Origin of the sequence: Corynebacterium curieae, assembly GCF_027570035.1 — a bacterium.
GTDB lineage: Bacteria > Actinomycetota > Actinomycetes > Mycobacteriales > Mycobacteriaceae > Corynebacterium > Corynebacterium curieae.
The window spans coordinates 93,673-112,415 of record NZ_JAKMUU010000001.1 but is presented as its reverse complement, the minus strand read 5'-3'; the positions used below and the strand labels follow the sequence as shown (position 1 = coordinate 112,415).

Annotated in this window: 17 protein-coding genes and 1 tRNA gene; 10 read left to right on the top strand and 8 right to left on the bottom strand. The window is 56.5% G+C overall.

The features are described 5' to 3' along the window. Window positions 1-57: 57 nt before the first annotated feature. Window positions 58-633 carry a TetR/AcrR family transcriptional regulator gene (locus tag L8V01_RS00525; RefSeq protein ID WP_269945237.1) on the bottom strand — a complete coding sequence of 192 codons (576 nt, stop codon included), beginning with the start codon at window positions 631-633 and terminating at the stop codon, window positions 58-60. A gap of 193 nt (window positions 634-826) precedes the next feature. Continuing rightward, a complete protein-coding gene (gene acnA / locus L8V01_RS00520; RefSeq protein WP_269945236.1) occupies window positions 827-3,640 on the bottom strand; it encodes an aconitate hydratase AcnA in 2,814 nt (937 codons plus the stop codon). A 328-nt stretch (window positions 3,641-3,968) separates the two neighbouring features. Between acnA and L8V01_RS00515 the strand changes: the two genes are divergently transcribed. The 3 genes from L8V01_RS00515 to L8V01_RS00505 all read left to right on the top strand — a co-directional run bounded on the left by L8V01_RS00515 (window position 3,969) and on the right by L8V01_RS00505 (window position 8,716). Continuing rightward, window positions 3,969-4,427 (top strand): Rv1476 family membrane protein, encoded by a 459-nt coding sequence (locus L8V01_RS00515; protein WP_269945235.1) that lies wholly within the window; start codon window positions 3,969-3,971, stop codon window positions 4,425-4,427. Window positions 4,428-6,156: 1,729 nt separating this feature from the next. Then, a complete protein-coding gene (locus L8V01_RS11930) occupies window positions 6,157-7,611 on the top strand; it encodes an NlpC/P60 family protein (RefSeq protein ID WP_269945234.1) in 1,455 nt (484 codons plus the stop codon). A gap of 31 nt (window positions 7,612-7,642) precedes the next feature. Continuing rightward, window positions 7,643-8,716, top strand: coding sequence for a ferrochelatase (locus L8V01_RS00505; protein WP_269945233.1), 1,074 nt, complete (start codon window positions 7,643-7,645; stop codon window positions 8,714-8,716). Here L8V01_RS00505 and L8V01_RS00500 read toward each other — a convergent pair. Further along, window positions 8,713-9,486 (bottom strand): hypothetical protein, encoded by a 774-nt coding sequence (locus tag L8V01_RS00500; protein ID WP_269945232.1) that lies wholly within the window; start codon window positions 9,484-9,486, stop codon window positions 8,713-8,715. The genes L8V01_RS00505 and L8V01_RS00500 overlap by 4 nt on opposite strands. A gap of 33 nt (window positions 9,487-9,519) precedes the next feature. Here L8V01_RS00500 and L8V01_RS00495 point away from each other — a divergent pair, with 33 nt between their 5' ends. Then, window positions 9,520-10,359 (top strand): DUF3097 domain-containing protein, encoded by an 840-nt coding sequence (locus L8V01_RS00495; RefSeq protein ID WP_269945231.1) that lies wholly within the window; start codon window positions 9,520-9,522, stop codon window positions 10,357-10,359. Here L8V01_RS00495 and L8V01_RS00490 read toward each other — a convergent pair. The 3 genes from L8V01_RS00490 to L8V01_RS00480 form a co-directional block, all read right to left on the bottom strand. Beyond that, window positions 10,356-10,934, bottom strand: a complete 579-nt coding sequence (locus L8V01_RS00490) for a MarR family transcriptional regulator (protein WP_269945230.1) — start codon at window positions 10,932-10,934, stop codon at window positions 10,356-10,358. The two genes, L8V01_RS00495 and L8V01_RS00490, sit on opposite strands and share 4 nt — an antisense overlap. Window positions 10,935-10,987: 53 nt before the next feature. Then, the gene (locus L8V01_RS00485; RefSeq protein WP_269945229.1) at window positions 10,988-11,704 is read right to left on the bottom strand and encodes a TVP38/TMEM64 family protein; all 717 of its coding nucleotides are present in this window, start codon (window positions 11,702-11,704) and stop codon (window positions 10,988-10,990) included. 81 nt (window positions 11,705-11,785) lie between these two features. Continuing rightward, window positions 11,786-11,871 (bottom strand) — tRNA-Leu (locus L8V01_RS00480). A gap of 226 nt (window positions 11,872-12,097) precedes the next feature. Between L8V01_RS00480 and L8V01_RS00475 the strand changes: the two genes are divergently transcribed. Together L8V01_RS00475 and L8V01_RS00470 are read left to right on the top strand one after the other, a co-directional pair. Beyond that, window positions 12,098-12,637: a YbhB/YbcL family Raf kinase inhibitor-like protein gene (locus L8V01_RS00475; protein WP_269945228.1), complete on the top strand. Its 540-nt coding sequence runs from the start codon at window positions 12,098-12,100 to the stop codon at window positions 12,635-12,637. Further along, the gene (locus L8V01_RS00470; protein ID WP_269945227.1) at window positions 12,637-13,023 is read left to right on the top strand and encodes a hypothetical protein; all 387 of its coding nucleotides are present in this window, start codon (window positions 12,637-12,639) and stop codon (window positions 13,021-13,023) included. Before L8V01_RS00475 ends, L8V01_RS00470 begins: the two co-directional genes overlap by 1 nt. A 98-nt stretch (window positions 13,024-13,121) precedes the next feature. Here the strand turns inward: L8V01_RS00470 and L8V01_RS00465 are convergent, their stop codons facing one another. Both L8V01_RS00465 and L8V01_RS00460 read right to left on the bottom strand, forming a co-directional pair. Then, entirely contained in the window at window positions 13,122-14,237 is a 1,116-nt protein-coding gene (locus L8V01_RS00465) for a quinone-dependent dihydroorotate dehydrogenase (RefSeq protein ID WP_269945226.1), read from the bottom strand. A gap of 4 nt (window positions 14,238-14,241) precedes the next feature. Beyond that, entirely contained in the window at window positions 14,242-15,288 is a 1,047-nt protein-coding gene (locus L8V01_RS00460; RefSeq protein WP_269945225.1) for a YncE family protein, read from the bottom strand. Between the two features lie 66 nt (window positions 15,289-15,354). Here L8V01_RS00460 and L8V01_RS00455 point away from each other — a divergent pair, with 66 nt between their 5' ends. From L8V01_RS00455 to L8V01_RS00440, 4 genes are all read left to right on the top strand, one after another. After that, entirely contained in the window at window positions 15,355-16,209 is an 855-nt protein-coding gene (locus L8V01_RS00455) for an undecaprenyl-diphosphate phosphatase (RefSeq protein ID WP_269945224.1), read from the top strand. Between the two features lie 25 nt (window positions 16,210-16,234). Beyond that, the gene (gene mshC, locus L8V01_RS00450) at window positions 16,235-17,473 is read left to right on the top strand and encodes a cysteine--1-D-myo-inosityl 2-amino-2-deoxy-alpha-D-glucopyranoside ligase (protein WP_269945223.1); all 1,239 of its coding nucleotides are present in this window, start codon (window positions 16,235-16,237) and stop codon (window positions 17,471-17,473) included. 24 nt (window positions 17,474-17,497) lie between these two features. Next, on the top strand, window positions 17,498-17,881 hold the full coding sequence (locus tag L8V01_RS00445) for a hypothetical protein (RefSeq protein ID WP_269945222.1): 384 nt from the start codon (window positions 17,498-17,500) through the stop codon (window positions 17,879-17,881). Window positions 17,882-18,012: 131 nt separating this feature from the next. Next, window positions 18,013-18,735 (top strand): HAD family hydrolase, encoded by a 723-nt coding sequence (locus L8V01_RS00440; protein WP_269945221.1) that lies wholly within the window; start codon window positions 18,013-18,015, stop codon window positions 18,733-18,735. Window positions 18,736-18,743 lie beyond the last annotated feature (8 nt).

Sequence of the window (18,743 nt, the reverse complement as noted above, 5' to 3'; positions counted from 1 at the left end):
GGCCATTGCGTCCCTGAGGTAAGACGCAGCCGAGAGCTGGATGGGCTATGCGCGGGATTAATGCCGGCTCGCCTGAGTACCGCGGATGGATTGTTCCACTAAATCAAGAACACTTTCCAACTCTGCGGTATCACCCAAGGCGAGCCGGTTGATGAACCCATCCATGAACACCTCTAGATAAATGGCCAGGGTGTCGATTTCTACATCATCACGTAGTCGGCCCTTATCCGCATTGGAAGCCAATCGTGCCCGCACGGCCTCATCACGAACCGACTGATTTTCCTTCCACCGAGCGGCGAATGAGGGATCAGTGCGTAGGAGGGAGGTGATTTCCAGGCGAGTGGCAAGCCAATCGTGGCGCTCAGGATGCTGAAGCATTTCGCGCATGACTTCTACCAAGCCATTTTGGGCAACGACTTCAGCTTGGCGAGCCGCATCCTCTTGCGCCAAGGCAAGAAAGAGTGACTCTTTATCGCCGAAGTGGTGAAAGATCGCGCCGCGTGACTTGCCCGTTGCCTGTTCTAGCAGCCGAACTGTAGCCCCCTCGTAGCCGTGTTCTGCAAAGCAGCGGCGAGAACCTACGAGAATGTCGTGCCGACGGCGGCTAAGTTCAGATTCGCTCACGATGGGCATAGCAGGGAACTCTCCTTTATGGGAAACGTCTAAATTTAAAGTGCTTAGTAATATTAAATAATTAATAATGTCTACGTGACGAAACGCGGGGTCGCCTTGCCCTCCACAGGAGAGGGCAGTGCAACCCCGCGCTTTCGACCGAACTTACTCTCTTAGCCCAATTCCTGAGCTAAGAGGAGGCGTAGTGAAGTTCTTAGTTCTTGACCATCTGACGCAGGACGTACTGCAGGATGCCGCCGTGGCGGAAGTAGTCAGCCTCACCCGGGGTGTCGATGCGGACGTCGGCATCAAACTCGACGGTCTCGCCAGACTCCTTGGTAGCGGTGACGTGGACGGTCTTGGGGATAGAGCCATCATTGAAGGCGGAAATACCCTCAATATCGAAGGTCTCGGTACCGTCCAAACCGAGCGACTCATGGGACTCACCCTGCGGGAACTGCAGCGGGATAACGCCCATGCCGATCAAGTTGGAACGGTGAATACGCTCGAAGGATTCGGTAATAACAGCCTTCACACCAAGCAGGTTGGTGCCCTTGGCAGCCCAGTCACGGGAGGAGCCGGTGCCATACTCCTTACCAGCAATGACAACGAGCGGAATGCCGGCTTCCTTGTAGTTCTGGCAAGCATCAAAGATGAAGGCCTGCGGTCCGCCTTCCTGGGTGAAGTCACGGGTGTAGCCACCGGTGACGTCAACCAGCTGGTTTGCCAGGCGAATATTGGCGAAGGTACCGCGCATCATGACCTCGTGGTTACCGCGGCGGGAGCCCAATGAGTTGTAGTCCTGGCGGGCAACGCCGTTTTCATCGAGGTACTGCGCAGCCGGGGTGCCCGGCTTAATAGCGGACGCAGGGGAGATGTGGTCAGTGGTGACGGAGTCTCCAAGCTTCGCCAGTACGCGAGCACCCTTGATGTCTTCAACCGGGTTCGGCTCGGTTGGCATGCCATTGAAATAAGGAGCCTTACGGATATAGGTGGAATCCTCATCCCACTTGAAGGTCTCGCCCTCTGGTACGTCAAGGTTGCGCCATGCATCATCGCCTTTGAAGACGTCGGCATAGTCAGCCTCGTACATTTCGCGGGAGATCGCGGACTGAATGGTGTCCTCAATCTCCTGCGGGGATGGCCAGATGTCCTTCAGGAAGACATCGTTGCCTTCCTTATCTTGGCCCAAAGGCTGCTCGTCGAAGTCAAAGTCCATGGTACCGGCAATAGCATAAGCGATAACCATGATTGGGGAAGCCAAGTAGTTCATCTTGACGTCCGGAGAAATGCGGCCCTCGAAGTTGCGGTTACCAGAAAGGACTGCGGTGGCCGCAAGATCATTTTCGTTAATAGCAGCGGAGACTTCATCCGGCAGCGGGCCGGAGTTACCAATACAGGTGGTGCAGCCGAAACCGGAGAGGTAGAAGCCCATAGCCTCAAGGTCCTTCCAGAGGTCTGCGCGCTGGAAGTAACCATCAACAACCTGGGAACCAGGTGCACAAATGGTCTTAACCCACGGCTTGGACTGGAGACCCTTTTCTGCAGCCTTGCGGGCAATAAGACCCGCGCCCACCATGACGGATGGGTTGGAGGTGTTGGTACAAGAAGTAATGGAAGCAATGGCAACCATGCCGTGGTCCAAGGTGAATTCGCCACCATTTTGGGACTCAACGGTAATCGGATTCGAGTGACGGCCCTTCGCACCGGTAGCAGAGGATTCTCCGTGGCCCTCACGAGCCTTGTTCAAACCGCCAGTGACGTCTTCCATAGCCGGAGCGCCACCTTCTGCAGACATGCGCTTTGCCTCAACGGAGGATTCATCAACGCAGACCTCATCGGTGGTGTAATTATCCAAGTCCTTACGGAACTGTTCCTTGGCCTCGGTCAACAAGATGCGATCCTGCGGGCGCTTCGGGCCGGCGATGGAAGGAACGACGGTGGAGAGGTCCAGCTCGAGGTATTCGGAGTACTTTGCCTCCGGAGCATCCTCTTCCAACCACATGCCCTGCGCCTTGGCGTACGCCTCGACGCGGTCAATCTGCTCCTGCGGGCGGCCGGTGAGCTCAAGGTACTTGGTGGTCTCTTCGTCGATCGGGAAGATCGCTGCGGTGGAACCGAACTCAGGAGACATATTGCCGATGGTGGCGCGGTTAGCCAGCGGCACGGACTTCACGCCGTTGCCGTAGAACTCAACGAACTTCTGGACGACGCCGTGCTCACGCAGCATCTCAGTGATGGTCAGGACAACGTCGGTTGCGGTAACACCAGTAGGAATTTCGCCGGTCAGCTTAAAGCCTACGACCTTCGGGATAAGCATGGAGACCGGCTGGCCCAGCATGGCAGCCTCTGCTTCAATGCCACCGACGCCCCAGCCCAAAATGCCAAGGCCATTTTCCATGGTGGTATGGGAGTCAGTACCGATACAGGTATCCGGGTAAGCAAGTCCCTCATTATCAAAGACAACGCGGGACAGGTACTCGATGTTTACCTGGTGGACAATGCCGGTTCCCGGAGGAACAACGCGGAAGTTAGAGAAGTTCTCTGCACCCCAGCGGAGGAATTGGTAGCGCTCTTCGTTGCGCTGGTACTCAATCTCGACGTTCTTTTCGAGCGCGTCGGTGGAACCGAAAGCCTCAACGATAACGGAGTGGTCAATAACCATCTCAGCCGGGTTAAGCGGGTTAACCTGATCCGGGGTACCACCCAAGGCGGAGACAGCCTCACGCATGGTGGCGAGGTCGACAACGCAAGGAACGCCGGTGAAGTCCTGCATGAGGACACGTGCTGGAGTGAACTGGATTTCGGTATCTGGCTCTGCTTCCGGATCCCAGTTAGCCAGGGCGTTGATGTGGTCCTTGGTTACATTCTTGCCATCCTCATTGCGCAGCAGGTTTTCTGCTAGCACCTTTAGGGAGTACGGCAACTTCTTCAAGCCAGAAACGGCGTTGATGTCAAAGTAGTCGTAGGACTTGCCATTGACATCAAGAGTCTTCTTGGCCTCGAAGGAGTTCAAGCTTTCAGTCACAGGGAGCTCCATTCCTTGTTGATAAACAGTGTGTTCTGTTTGTTAATCGCCGCCCTGCAGCACTTCGGGGGAGTGCGCTGCGCTTCAGACTGTCAATGTGATCTGACGCGGCCATGGGGCCCGCTGTGCTGAAGGCGACAAAGAACGCGATGGTTCACCTAGATATTGTAGAGGCTAAAACCTTCGGTCGCTGCCATTGTAACAGTACAAGCGTTCTGTTTTCACCTTTTCTCAAAAACCGGCGAGTTGAGGGGCTGAACGTCGAGTGACGGCTCGTATCTTGAGGGAGACAAGGTTCACTAGCCCTATATTTAAGGAAGGGACACACGTGATTCCCGCAGGGGTAGATATTACGGACTTGGCAGAGCAGCTCCACGAAGACGGTGTGGCATACACGAACCCAATCCACGGTCAAGATGTTGATCTTAATGCTGATGTGGCAAAGGGATTAAAGGAGGGAGATGGGATCGCGGTGGTTGATGTAGCTGCAAACCGAGCTCCTGATGTTCGGGACATAGCTCAGGAACTTCAGGATGCAACAGGGCTAGATACGGTTGTCGTACAAACCCCGCAATACGTCTCTTCTGTGAGCGACACGTATAGTCGTGCCGACATTGAGGCTGTCCAGTCCCACCTAGCGCCCGGACTGGCGCAAAATGAGCTTTTGAATCAGTACTACGCGGGGCTAGACCAAATCAGGTTCCCGGTAAGCGCGGTAGTCGGATCGGTCGCTTTAATTGCCGCAATTATCTTTGTCAGTTCTTATTGGGCCGCCGCGCGCCGATAATTTCGGGCACCTACAAGCGGGATGCGGGAGGCGCGAAAGATAGCGGCCCGGCTTTAGGGCGGGGCGAAGCGTCCCCGGTTCTTAATTAGTTGAAGATGAAACATTGCTGGAACGTTACTTTTGTTCGAAAAAGTGATTCCGAATAGGCTAGAAACTCGTCGCCATGTCGCTGGCATACGGTCCTAGGTTGGCTCTACTTGAATGGTGCGCGGACTTCTCTAAACAACCAATCGCGCTCCAGTCTCGGTCGGTTAAAGGTGCGGGAGCCTGCCTTAGGGACTGGGCGCTTTACGTTCGAGCATTTGACGTCGAGCCTGTGTGATGCTGGGTCAAACAGGGGAGGGGAGGGGAGGGGAAAGTAAAGACTTAGTGGTTGACTCTCGGTGGGGGAGTGGTTCGCTCTGCCCCGTTCCGTCCCTGTGGGTGTAAACGTGAGCGGGGGTTTGACCCGTGTGCAGGTGACCAACATCACAATAACGGGACGATAACAAAATCATTGCAGGTTAGATGCGCATGTTGTGTCATGTGAATTAACTTGACTCGCGGGAATTGGGGGAAAATTGTGCGGAGTGGGCGTGTCGTGACGTATGGTTCGGTTGTCGCCTCAGGAGACATTTCTTGCTTTCTGAGTTCATGGGCTTAGCCTTGACAGTCACGAGAACACTCGCACGGGTATGTGGGGAAGCACGCCTCGAGCGAAAGATGGATAATCGAGTGGCGGTTCTTGGGAGTCAATGAACCTGGTCCTCCTCGAAAGTTAGTAGGGGAGCGCAAGTAAATAACTTGAGCGATTGCAATGTTCGAAAAAATTACACATAAACCCACCTTCCGTTTATGAGGTGAGACGGGTTCATTAGAACCTCGCCGTGTGGAAATTTCGGTGTGCATCTTTCAGGGCCGAGCTTGCTGCTCGCCACCATGTGCAAGGTGCGCGCGAAGATGTCCATAGGACCGGGTTCAAAGAACGCCTAATCACTCCGCAAAGGCCAGCTTCGTGTGGCCTGTTCATGGTTTGTGGCAACTTGCCCTCGGCGGCATGGTATTGCTGTATGGCTAGACCATTTGGCAAATCTCTGTCGGCGCCGCGGCGAGATCCGCCAGAACCCATAGGGCAGTTCTCACGGCGCTCAGTGCAACGAAAACGTATTTGGGGTTTACGGAATTGGGGTTGCTCATAAATCCTGGTTTGTATGCCTCGAAGATCGTTAATGAATTGGTGGGCTTCGCAGTCATGGGAAATTGTGGTTCGAGCCGAGAGTGTCTGTAGACCATTAACGGGCTACTATGCCGAGGCCGGCAAGTAGAGACAGAGACCTTTAATCGTCCTAGCCGAGCATGTGTGCATCCGGGTATTGCTGTTGTAGAGAAACAGTCGCGGTTGCAGAATGCTAGCTGAGCTCCGGGCTCAGCGTAGGCACTTTAAGCGGGCCATAACAGAACCATCGGGTGCGCAATAGCCCACCGACAGAGCACGCCTGGAGTGAGGTCTCAGTCAGCTGTGGCATTACGTATCCATTTACCGCTTTAGCGCTCGCAGTCGCTAGAGGTTAGTTTCGCGTACCTTGATCTATCTTTGTGAAACTCATTTCTAGCTTGCACTGCAAGACATGCGATGACGCCTGTGTTTGTGCGAAATCTGCAGGCGGGCCTCTCGGGCATTCCTATGCCTAGATGCCGGTACGGATAGCTCCTCAGTGGAAATGCGTGGGTTCAATCTAGGAGTATTTCAGTGGCCACCATTCGCCTTCCGCGCATTCGACATGTTCGCGCCTTTATCGCTGCAGTAGCAGGTACCGCAGCCATCTCAACGCTTTCTACTGTTGCCCCAGCCGGGGCTGATGAAGCGCCAGTACAAACCCCAGACAACGTCAAAACCCAGGAATCAGACCACGCCACGATTGAGCGTGCGATAGCCAACGCCGATTCATTGCAGGGTGTTGTTGAAACAGCCCGTGCCGAGTTGGATCGCGCTGAGCCAGATGCCGCTGCGGCCGAAGAACGCATTGCTCAGATCAACGCCGAGTTGGCACAGGTGAGCGAGGGACACGATACAAGCAATGAGCGTGTCGTCGCCCTGGAGACCGAGCTGCAGCAAGCACACGAAGAAAAGCAGGCTGCTGAGAGCCGAGTTGCGAAAGAGCGCCGAAATCTGGCTCAAAATGAAGCACGCTTACACGCTACGCAGCGTTTTGCAGAAGCTACCTTTGCTCGTCAGCAGGAGAGCGCGTCCCAAAACGCTAGTGGGAACAATGTGGAATTGAGTGAGCAGGACACTCTTGACACGGACCTGAATCAAGCTCAGAGACTAGATAACGAAAGCCCTGAAAACAATTTCCGCGTCAACCCTGAAACCTTGACTAAGAACGACAAGCCTGAAGGCTTTACCGATGAGGTTATTGGGGAGGGCTCCCAGCCGGCGCCGTCAATGCCAAATGGTGCAGAGGATCCAGTTACCTCAGAAGCACCCGAACAAGACCAGACTGCCCCAGAAGCGGACTTTGGAAACGCTCTCAACAAGGGGGTTACTCCGACTTTCCAAACCGTTGATTTTGGAACCGGCTCCTCTGTAGACGATGCGCTCGGAATTGCGAATGATATAGCAGCGGCAGTGGACGAAGATGATGTGCGCACCCTTATGCAGGGATCGTCCGATTTGCTTGGGCTTGGCAGCCCGAGTACCGCACCGGCGGCTAGCGCTGATGCTCCTGAGACGGATGAGTTAAGCGAGTCTGATGAGTCCACCACGGGAGCAGACGCTGGCCGTGATGCTCAGATTGAGGCAGTAATTTCGCGTGCTGAGTCCCAGGTAGGCGTTCCTTATGTCTGGGGCGGCGGCGATAATAACGGACCCACCGGCGGCCTGCGCGATGGTGGGGTGGCCGACTCTTTCGGTGACTTTAGTCAGTCGGGCTTTGATTGCTCCGGCCTGGTTAAGTATGCCTATGCAGCCGCTGGTTTGGATCTGCCTCACTACACTGGTGCGCAGTATCAGCAGGGTAAGAAGGTATCCCGGGATAATGCGCAGCGCGGTGACCTAATCTTCTATGGGCCTGGTGGCAACCAGCACGTAGCTATCTATCTTGGCGACGGTCAGATGATTGAAGCGCCGCAGTCTGGTCAGACTGTTTCGGTAGTTCCAGTTCGGTGGGGCGGCGCTACTCCGGATGTCGTGCGCCTTCTCTAATCTCCAACTTTTGGTTGGTATTGTTTAGGGCATGACTGACGCACAACAGAATGCCCAAAACTTTGACGCCCTCCTCGTTCTTTCTTTCGGTGGCCCAGAAGGAAACGAGGAGGTCGTTCCTTTTTTGGAGAACGTCACCCGCGGTAGGGGTATTCCGCGTGAACGCCTTGAGGTAGTTGGGGAGCATTATTATCACTTTGGGGGCGTAAGTCCGCTCAATGCACTCAATCGGGAGATTATCGATCATGTCAGTGGCGAGTTGGAAAAACGCGGACATAATCTACCGATCTACTTTGGAAATCGGAATTGGCACCCCTTTACCAGCGAAACCGCAGAGCAAATGGCCAAGGACGGCGTGCGGCGCGTAGCTGTTTTTGCTACCTCGGCGTGGGGCGGATACTCTGCCTGCCGGCAATATGATGAAGACATTGAGAAGATGCGCGAGCATCTAGAGAGTCAAGGTCTTCCTGAAATCGAGTTCACAAAGATTCGCCAATTCTTTGACCACCCCAAGTTCGTAGGCGAAATGGCCACGGCGGTAAATGAGATCTGGGACCAGGTACCTGCGAATAAGTTGGACACCACCCGCCTTCTTTTTACCGCCCACTCGGTGCCCGTTGCCCACGACAATGCGGGAGGGGTGAATGGCGATAAGAATCTATATTCCCGCCAAGTGGCAGAAGCCGCGCGTTTGGTAGCGGAGCAGACAGGAATTTCACACTACGATCTGGTGTGGCAGTCGCGCTCTGGCAACCCACGAACCCCGTGGCTGGAGCCGGACATCGTTGACCACACTACGGCGCTCAACCGCAATGAAGGCGTCGATACCGTCGTCGTCTGTCCGATTGGCTTCATTTCTGATCATATGGAAGTCATCTGGGATCTAGATTCCGAGCTGCAGAAGGCCGCTGAAGAATTGGGGGTAAAGGTCCTACGCACCCGAACCGCAGGTCCGACGCCACGTTTTGCGGAGATGGTAGTTGACCTAGTGGAAGAATTGGAGCAGGGCCGCGAATGGGAAACTAGCGGCAATGTCACCGTCCAAGGGTGCACTGTCAACGGCACTCCATGCGCGGCGGAGTGCTGCGATATTTGGAGTCGCTAGCGCGCGAATTCTCCTAGGGCATAGGCCACACCCGTCATGCGAGCCTGCCGGATGTGGCGCCAGAGGCGGAGCAGTTGCGGATCTAGACTGTGGTCGTTGATTCGATCCGTGACGGTTTCGATAATTGCTGCCACTCGGTCTGCGCGGGCAAAGAGCTTTGCTGCTCGGGCAGGCGTGGACCGGGGGAGACCGGGTGTGTCATAGAAGTCGCTGAGAGTCCCCACCGTAAGCCTGGGGTTCGGTAGCGCTTCTGTGCTATATCCGGTTGCGGCAATAGTGTCTGCAGACTCATTCGTGGCTTGCGCTAAGAGTGCGTCAGCCTCCCCAGGGCTGAGCCATGCGGGGGCTGGAAGCTGCTGCTTTTCGACGACCACCTGCCATGCTGTATGGCTGTGGCGAATGTGGGGGATGAGGACTAGGTGAAGCAAGGGATTATTGGTGCGCACTATGATTGCCCCAGTAGAACCTTGTGCGGCCGCGCGATAGGAATTCGAGCCTGCGGGTAAGGCTGGTGGCTCGCCGGGTCCGGAAAGCGCTAGGCGCAGGATGGGTTCTGCTCGTACCCCGCGCTCGGCGGTAAGCTCGTCGGTCTCGGTGCGTAGCAGCGAGAGCAAGTCTACGAAGGGGGCTTCGTCCAAGCACTCCGGGCGTCCACCTAGTTCAGTCAGCGCATCTAGCAAGTCATCGGTGGTCTCGTGTCCCCACAGCCACGATCCGAGCCAGACGGCGGTGTTTTGCAAAGGTGACCATACTTCGGCGCGCATATCCATGGCGAGCCAGTCTAGTAGATAGACTATCGGGCCATGAGTTTCGATCCTTATGGCGGAGATATTTTTGCCGGCCACGCGCGGTCTAAACCGCGGCAATACCCAGAGGTGCCAGCTGAGCCCGGAATGGTGGTGGAAGTACGTGGCGATGACTTTGTGGGTGCTGTCATGGGGGTGGACAAAACCGTATTCGGTGAGGTCGTACGCCTAGAGGATCGCCATGGAGTAGAACGCGTCTTCAATTTGGTCAAGGGCGGGTTCTTAGTGGAAGGCAAGCCGGTAACGCTGACGAGATACGTCGAAAAGCAAGCTCCCCGCAAGTCCAACTCCGGTTCCCGTCGCGTGGAAAACGTGGAGGCAAAGGTCGCCGCGCCTTCCCGCATTTGGGTCGAAGGCGTGCACGATGCTGCCATCGTAGAAAAGGTGTGGGGCCACGATCTGCGCGTGGAGGGGGTGGTGGTGGAATACCTTGAAGGTCTGGACAATTTGGAAGAGCGTTTGGCGGAGTTTCAGCCTGGGCCGGGCCGCAGGGTCGGGGTGCTAGCTGACCACCTAGTTCAAGGATCCAAGGAAACCAGAATGACTGAATCGGTTGGAGAGCACGTTTTGGTAACCGGCCACCCGTTTATTGATATCTGGGCGGCGGTAAAACCTCAGCGGGTGGGCCTGCGCGCATGGCCAGAAGTACCTTATGGCGAGGACTGGAAGAGCGGCATTTGCAGGCATGTTGGCTGGAGTGATCCCAAAGACGGGTGGCGGCATGTATATAACGCCGTTCATTCCTTTCGCGATCTGGATTCTAGCCTTATTGGCGCCGTGGAGCGGCTCGTGGATTTCGTCACGACCCCCGAGTTGAGCGAGTCCGACCTGCTCTAGGGATGGGCAAGGTTGGCGCGCTCGATAAGATTCACCGCCAGCTGCCATCCTGCCATTTCGGCACTCCAGCCGGCCGCCTGGAGGCGCTGCGACATGGCTTGCTTAGAAATTCCTAGTTCTTCGGCTGCCTCATTTTGGTTGAGCCCTGCACGCACTAGTGAGGTAGCTTGGCGGCCCTCGATGGTGCGCTTGTGCAATACGTATCCAAGCAGTGCGAAGGTAGCGGCGATATCGCTCGCTTCCGACGCACGGCCTCGCTTATTGAGCTTGGCGTAAACCTGCCCCATGCGGGCGGACTTTTTGAGGGCAGCGGTAGCCACTTGGCGAGCGCCTTCCTCATCTTCTTGGTTGCCGGGGCTAATGCCGATGCCGATGGCCCAGTCGCCGTCGGCAAGCAAGGCCATGACCACGTCGCACACGGCCGTTGCCGAATCCACTACGGCGCAAATATCTTCCACGCCGAGCACGTGAAATTCGCCAACCCCATTGAGGGTCGACAGAGCCGATGCGGAACGCTGGACTAACTCCGCGCGACGCACGGAGCGGCCGCGGTAGCGGGCGTGAACAGCAAGCACGTTAATCCTCCTTTAAGGGCCTAATGAGAAATAGTCTACCGCTCGTACTTGACTTATGGGCGAGTGGGCAGGCGCGAATCCATATAGAGCCCGCCCACACCAATGGCGGCAAAAGCCAGGAAGGCGAGGACGATGCCGGGGGAAGTGCGACCGGTGAGGGCATCGCCGAAGAACACGCCCACGGCTGTAGTAGGGATGGAACCGAGAAGGGTGGCCAAGGTGAACTGGCTGAGCTTCACGGGAGTCAGGGCCGCAACATAGTTGAGGAGGCTAAAGGGGACGCCGGCCACCATCCGGAGAGAGGCGATGGCAAGCCAGCCGCGCCGCTCCAAGTGGGCATTTATCTTGAAGACTGCGGGGTGGGTAAGGTGCGGACGGATCCAGCCGCCGAGAAGTTTCCTCACTATGAGGAGGGATAAGGCTGCAGAGATAGTTAATGTGCCCAAGGAGAGGATAAGGCCTTTCCAGGGGCCAAATAGGATTCCCGCGGATACTGTCCAGATGGTGCGGGGGATGGGGAACTGGGTGAATATGACATAACCTAGGGTGAAAACTAGGGGAAACCAAGCGCCGTATCGGGAGGCAGCCTCACGCAACTGTGCTATGTCCGGTATATCGAGACAGCAAAATAGGACCCCAAGCCCAACGCCAGCAATGATGATGGTTATCCAGCGCCGCGGCGTCCACTGGAGAATTGACCGCCAAGCAGAGTGGGCGAGCGAAGCTAGGAAGTGGCCGAAGCTGCGCGCCCAATTCATTGGTGTGGTCATGTGGGGTAATCGTAGTCCTTGGGAGGAGGCGAGAAAAGAAAAATCCGGCGATTACCTCAGTGGTAACCGCCGGTTCATGAGTGCCCGAGGGGGGACTTGAACCCCCACGTCCGTTAATAGGACACTAGCACCTCAAGCTAGCGCGTCTGCCATTCCGCCACCCGGGCAGGGTGTCTATTAGCCTCTCGGCTAGGCACCCCGATACTATATCCTGCTAGGTGCTTGCATTACAAATCGCCAGCTTAACTAGGAAAAATGCGGTTAGTAGAACGGGAAGAAAGTACACGAATGTAACTCCGATGGGGCTTCTTGCATTGTTAGTGGAAGTCTCAGCGGCAATGAAAGAACGCGACACATCGACAGCGGCGTGTGATGTGCGGTACAAATGGATCTATGATTTCTTATGCAGATGACTCCCGTTTTCCTGGACCGGATCCCTACGCGCCTTTGCGCGATGTTCCCTCCTTCGTTCTTTCTTCCACCGATTTAGTCGAGGGCGATGAACTGCAGGAAAAGCTCCGCGCCCCTGAGAGTGTGTCTCCTCAGCTTGCGTGGTCCAGCTTGCCGGAAGGTACCAAGTCCCTAGTCGTAACTTGTTTCGATCCAGATGCACCAACCGCTTCTGGTTTCTGGCACTGGGCGGCCTTCAACATCCCCGTCGAGGTGAGCGAGTTGCCCACCAACGCCGGGGCTGCCGAGGATCTAGGCATTGACGGTGTCATCAGCTTGCGCAATGACTCCGGCGATCGCACCTATTTTGGCGCAAACCCGCCTGCTGGACACGCGCCACACCGCTACCTTTATGCCGTACATGCAGTTGACGTAGAAAAGCTCGATATCGATCCGGAAGCGACGCCAACTGTGCTTGGCTTCAACCTGCACTTCCATGCCCTAGGCCGTGCCATTTTATGGGGTTGGTACGAGGAAAAGTAATGGCGAGTAGCTCAACGGCGCCGCAATCTAGCCCGCCGACGGCACTGCGAGTGGGCGGTGCCTTCATGGTTGTCGCATTTGTGTTAGTGCTCTTTGCGCTAATTTCCGTCTTTACGGATGGTTGGGGCGCCGATTTTGCGTGGACGTATTCCAAAATGGCGATTGTCGTCGCCGCGCTTATCGTCGGCGCATTTAGCACCATGAGCAAAAGCCAAGCTGGAAGCCGCGCGCAAGTTGCAGCGCTGGCGGTCTCTACTGTGATCATTGCGGCAAGCCGCTTTGTACCTGGCGATATCTTATTCACTCAACCGCAGATTTGGATCGTGTTTTACGCCGGTTTTGCGATGTTGTGCGCACTCGTTCTTAGGCGTAGTGCGATGGCGTAAGTCTAGTCGGCACCGCAAGGATAAAAGGTCCGCCTAGATAATCTGCTAGCGGCAGGAAAAGTAGGCGGACCTTCTTAAAAGAGAGGCTCTGAACTGACCTAATCCAAGTGCTTCCATGGCAACTCGGAGCCAACGGCTTGGGAAATATTCCTTAATCCGTGTGCACGGATTTGGGAGGCAATGCCGCGATGGATATCGCGGATCCAATCTGGGCCGCCGTAGATCAGGCCGGTGTAGCCCTGCAGCAGCGAAGCGCCGGCAGTAATGCGTTCCCATGCTTGTTCAGGCGTGGAGATGCCGCCAACAGAAATGAGCGTGAGCTGGTCGCCGACCCGGTTGTTGAGGCGACGTAGAACCTCCAGGGAGCGTTCGGCTACTGGGGGGCCAGAAACGCCGCCGGCTCCCATCTCTGCCACCTCGGCACGTGGAGTCTTAAGTCCTTCGCGGGAGATGGTGGTATTAGTTGCCACAATACCGTCGAGGCCGAGCTCGAGGGCTAGGTCTGCCACGGCGTCAATGTCTGCATCGGAAAGATCGGGTGCAATCTTTACCAAGACTGGGACCGCGGTGCATTCCTGCACAGCAGCAAGAATCGGGCGCAAGGATTCGACTGCCTGTAGATCACGCAGGCCCGGTGTATTCGGAGAAGATACGTTTACTACTAGGAAATCCGCCAGATCCCCAAGTACGGACGCGGAGCGGCGGTAGTCTTCTACAGCGCGCTCGGTAGGGGTCACCTTGGTTTTGCCAATATTGATGCCAATGACATCGCTGTAGCGGCGCTTGCGCAGGTTTTCTGCCGCTGCCGCTGCGCCTTTATTGTTAAACCCCATGCGGTTCAAGATGGCTTTGTCGGCCTTAAGGCGGAAAAGGCGCGGAGCGGGATTGCCGGGCTGTGCTTGGGCGGTGACAGTGCCCAACTCCGCATAGCCAAAGCCGATGGGAGTCCAGGTATTAGCAGCCGCGGCGTTCTTATCAAACCCGGCGGCTAGTCCCAGCGGGCGCGGAAACTCTACCCCAAAGACCTCTTGGCGCAGGACGGGATCATTGACCGGCAGGACCTTTGCCAAGGCGCGGTTGACGGGGCCGGCAGCTTGGAGTCCGCTCAAGGCCGTATTGATGATCTCGTGTATCCGCTCCGGACTGAGCTTGAACATGCCGCGCAATGCAAGCTGGTAGGCCTCGGCGCGTAGGCGGTCAATAGTGCTGGTCATCTTCTTAAGACTCCTTCTTCAGGTGCGGGGTGCCTACGAACTGCAGGCCGTGACCGGTGGCGGAGGCGGCGACAAAGGTGCCGTCGCCAAGCACGGCGATATTTTGCGCATCCCGCACGGTGGAGATATCGCCGCGCAACTCGGGAACGCCTTTGTTTATCTCGTAGGCATGGGCCTTGTTGGTATCGGTTGCGCTAACCCAGGCCAAGTTACGCTCTTTATCCCAGGCTACGCCCCAAGGAGAACCGTCGACATTGCCGTATTGGTGCAGGCGGATGACATCATCGGAGGTATAGACCGCCAAGCGCTCGCCTTCAGTATCGGAGGCTAGGACTACGCCGTTGTCGCCCACCGCGATGCTTCCTACTCCCTGGCCAACGCGCAGCCGGCCGCCCGCGCGATCATTAGTCCAATCTACGTTTTGGATGGTCGAATCCTCGCGGTGGATACGTACCACCGCGTCATCGCCCTTGGGATTGGGCACGGCGAGTAGCTGATCGGAGCCTGCTTCGACTTCAATATCGTTCTCGCGCTTGCCGTCCTTGTATATCCCCACTGTGGAGGAATCAGCTGAAGTGGCAAAAATGTCACCGTTAGATAGCTGGGTCGCAGCAGTGACAGGGGACTCTTCCTCCATGGCGACTTCATCGGGAGATTCTGGGGAGGAAGGATCGATAAGAAGCACCTTGTCCGGACAAGCCAAAACGAAACCGGAAGCAGAAGAACTGAGATCGCCGCACTCTTCAGAAATATCGAGCTTGGCGGCCTTCTTCCCCTCAAAATCCTTCTGGCTGCCAATGAGAAGTTGGTTCTTGGTGCGCACCGCTAGCGAGTCATTAATGGCAGCAAAGTCCGTGATGTCTTCTTTGAAGTCGACTACCGTGCCTTCCGGATCCGCGTTGGCTGGGGAGGCTGCCGGGGTGGCACTGCCTTTGACCGCAGTCTCTGGATCGGCGCCCACGCCCACTTCGGGCTGGCAGGCGGCCAACGCGGTGGCGCTGAGCGCCAGCAAACTGGAAAGGATAAGTGCGGAGCCAGATTGAGATTTCACGGCTACTAATCCTAACAGCGCGCGTTGTAAAAACCCGAAGCCCAGAGCGGCTGTAGTGTGAAGCGGGTGATTTCTAATACCGCAACTGACGCAGTTTCTTGGGCGCAGGTCATCGTTTTGTCCATCGTGCAGGGCCTTACCGAGTTTCTTCCGGTAAGTTCCTCTGGCCACCTGCGCATTGTTTCCGAGCTTTTTTGGGGCAAAGACGCCGGCGCTTCCTTCACCGCCGTTATCCAGCTAGGTACGGAGCTGGCCGTACTGGTCTACTTCGCCCCTATGATCTGGCAGATTCTGTCCGGTTGGTTCCGCGGCTGGACCAATAAGGCCTCACGTGGCCAGGACTGGCGCATGGGATGGATGGTTATCGTCGGTTCCATTCCCATCGGCATCATCGGCTACGCCTTTGAAGATGCAATCCGCGGCGCCCTGCGCAACCTCTGGATCACCGGCGCCATGCTGATTCTTTTCTCCTTTGTATTCATTGCTGCAGAAAAGGTGGGCAAGAAGGAGCGGGGCTTTGAGGAGCTATCCATGAAAGACGCCATTGTCATGGGTTTGTGCCAGTGCCTGGCGCTCATTCCGGGCGTTTCCCGCTCCGGCGGCACCATCTCTGGCGGCCTGTTTCTGGGGCTGGACCGCGAGGTGGCTACGCGTTTTAGCTTCTTGCTCGCCATTCCGGCTGTGTTGGCTTCGGGGCTTTTCTCGCTTCCCGACGCCTTTTCTCCCGAAGCCGGCCAGTCCGCCTCCGGTCTCCAGCTCTTGGTCGGTACGGGCATTGCCTTTGCCTTGGGTTATGCCTCGATTGCGTGGCTGCTGAAGTTCGTGGGCAACCACTCCTTCTCCTGGTTCGCCGCCTACCGCATTCCAGTTGGCATCCTCCTAATGATCCTCCTGGCACTGGGAGTCCTGCAGCCGCTCTAAGACGCACCGCGTTAGGATGGTGGCTATGCATTCTTGGCCAATACCTTCCTTCCGCCCTGTGCCGGGTGATGCGGCACAGCTGCGCTTGTACGATTCCGCGAATCAAACCATCGCCCCCGTAGAGGTCGCAGGAGATACCGCCACCATGTACGTGTGCGGCATCACGCCCTATGACTCCACGCATCTGGGCCATGCCGCCACGTACCTGACCTTTGACCTTATCTACCGCGCGTTCTTGGACGCCGGAAAGAAGGTCCACTACGTCCAAAACATCACCGACGTCGATGATCCCCTATTCGAGCGTGCCGAACGTGACGGCGTGGATTGGCGTGAGCTCGGTACTTCTCAAATTGACCTTTTCCGCTCCGATATGGAGCTGCTCTCCGTTTTCCCGCCGCAGGACTACATCGGCGCCATGGAGGCCGTCGATGAAATCGTGGAAATGGTGCAGAAGCTTCTCGACGTTGGCGCGGCCTACGTCGTAGACGACCCCAAACACCCGGATGTCTACGCCTCCATCGAAGCCACCGAGCACTTTGGTTACGAGTCCAATTACTCGGCTGAAGAGATGCGCACGTTCTTTGCTGAGCGCGGTGGCGATCCAGACCGCCCAGGTAAGAAGAACCCGCTTGACGCACTCATTTGGCGCGCTCACCGCGAGGGTGAGCCGGCATGGGATTCGCCCTTTGGGCCTGGCCGCCCAGGCTGGCATATTGAATGTTCCGCTATTGCCACTAACCGCTTGGGATCAACCTTTGATATCCAGGGTGGCGGCAGTGACCTGAAGTTCCCGCACCACGAGTTTTCCGCTGCCCACGCAGAGGCTGCCCTACGAGTAGACCGCATGGCGCAGTTCTACGTGCATACCGGCATGATTGGGCTCGAGGGCGTCAAGATGTCTAAGTCCTTGGGCAATCTCGTCTTCGTCCACAAGTTGGTAGAAGCGGGCGAGGATCCATCCGCTATCCGCTTGGGCGTTTTCGCTGGACACTACCGCGATGAGCGCGACTGGTCGGATGAAGTGCTCGAAGAGGCTAAGCGACGTCTGGCTGCGTGGCGGGAAGCATTGGCTAAGCCGGGTAGCTTAGCAGGGGCTCAAGAGGTCGTCGCCAAGCTGCGCGCAGCGATCGCCAACGATCTTGATACCCCATCCGCGCTGGCTGCCGTGGACGACTGGGCGGAAGGCGACCGGGGCGCGGAGGAAGAAGGGGCGGCCGATTTGGTCCGCACTGCACTAAATTCGCTCCTCGGCGTGCAGGCCTAGCCAAGATAGGGCAGTATCTACATCATGAGCATTCGCGCCGATTTCCAGCCCACCGTAGATGAGTTCATCAATGACCTGAAATCCTTCGCTACCGGCGATTACCTCAAAGAGGAGGAAAAGGAGTTTTGGGAGGCCCCCTTTGATGCCAGCGTGCTTCCGGAGCTGCGCGGCTACCTAGAGCAGATGTTGGATGGGCTGGATGCGCTTCCAGATGATCCGGACGGGCCGCAACTGCTAAGCGTTTTGTCCAAGACTGTACGCAAGTTAGCCGATTTCAACCGCGCCCAGCATGATGCTGTGCTTGAACCGGAGGAAAAGGAAGAGCTTTCCGAGCTCATCTATAATGCCTGCGCGGCAACTGGGGCAGACGATGAAGCACTGTCCCAGATTCCGGAGCTGGACTTTTAGTCACCGCCCTTAAACCCTGGACGAAATCTGCATCTAGGTAGCGCAAACTCGCTGCCCAGTTCTTAAAGTCGTGCACGTGATGCGTACTCGTTACCATTGCCTATTCAATTGAGAAAGTTAGTTCAATCCTCTTGTCATACCCCGATAGCGCTTCCAAACAAACAAAGCCGGCCGCCATTTTCTGGGACATGGATGGCACGCTAACTAACTCGGAACCGCTGTGGGCAGAGGCTACCTTTTACCTTTCGGAGCTTCTAGGGAAACGGCTAACGCCTACTCAGCGCCTCGCTACAGTAGGCGCGACCTTTGACACCACCTTGAGCATCTGTGCTGATAATGCAGGCGTAACTCTTCAATCCGGTGATAGTCAGCGGTATCGTAAGTTGATGTTTGACTATGTCAAACGGCTTTTCGCCAGCAAACTGGAAGTCTTCCCCGGCATTGCCTCGCTGTTGGAAGAGCTTGAGGCAGATGACATACCCATGATGGTCACCACCAATACCGAACGTAACGTGGCAGATGCAGCTATCCAGGCGCTTGGGCGCGAGCATTTTGTCGATACCATCTGCGGAGATGAGGTGCCGGCCGGAAAGCCTGCACCAGATATGTACCGCGAAGCCGCCCGCCGCGTCGGAGCTGACCCTGCGAATTGTTTGGTTTTTGAAGATTCCGCGACTGGTATGCGTGCGGCAGTTGATGCGGGCTGTATCGTTATCGGCTTGCCAGAGGATAACGGGGTAGAGGTCCCAGCAGGAGTAACGGAGGTTTCCCTCCTCCGCGATTCCCGTCACCTTGAAGGTGCAACGGCTTTGGATGTATACGACTGGTTTAGGAAGATTTCAGCGCAGCAGTAAAACCGGCG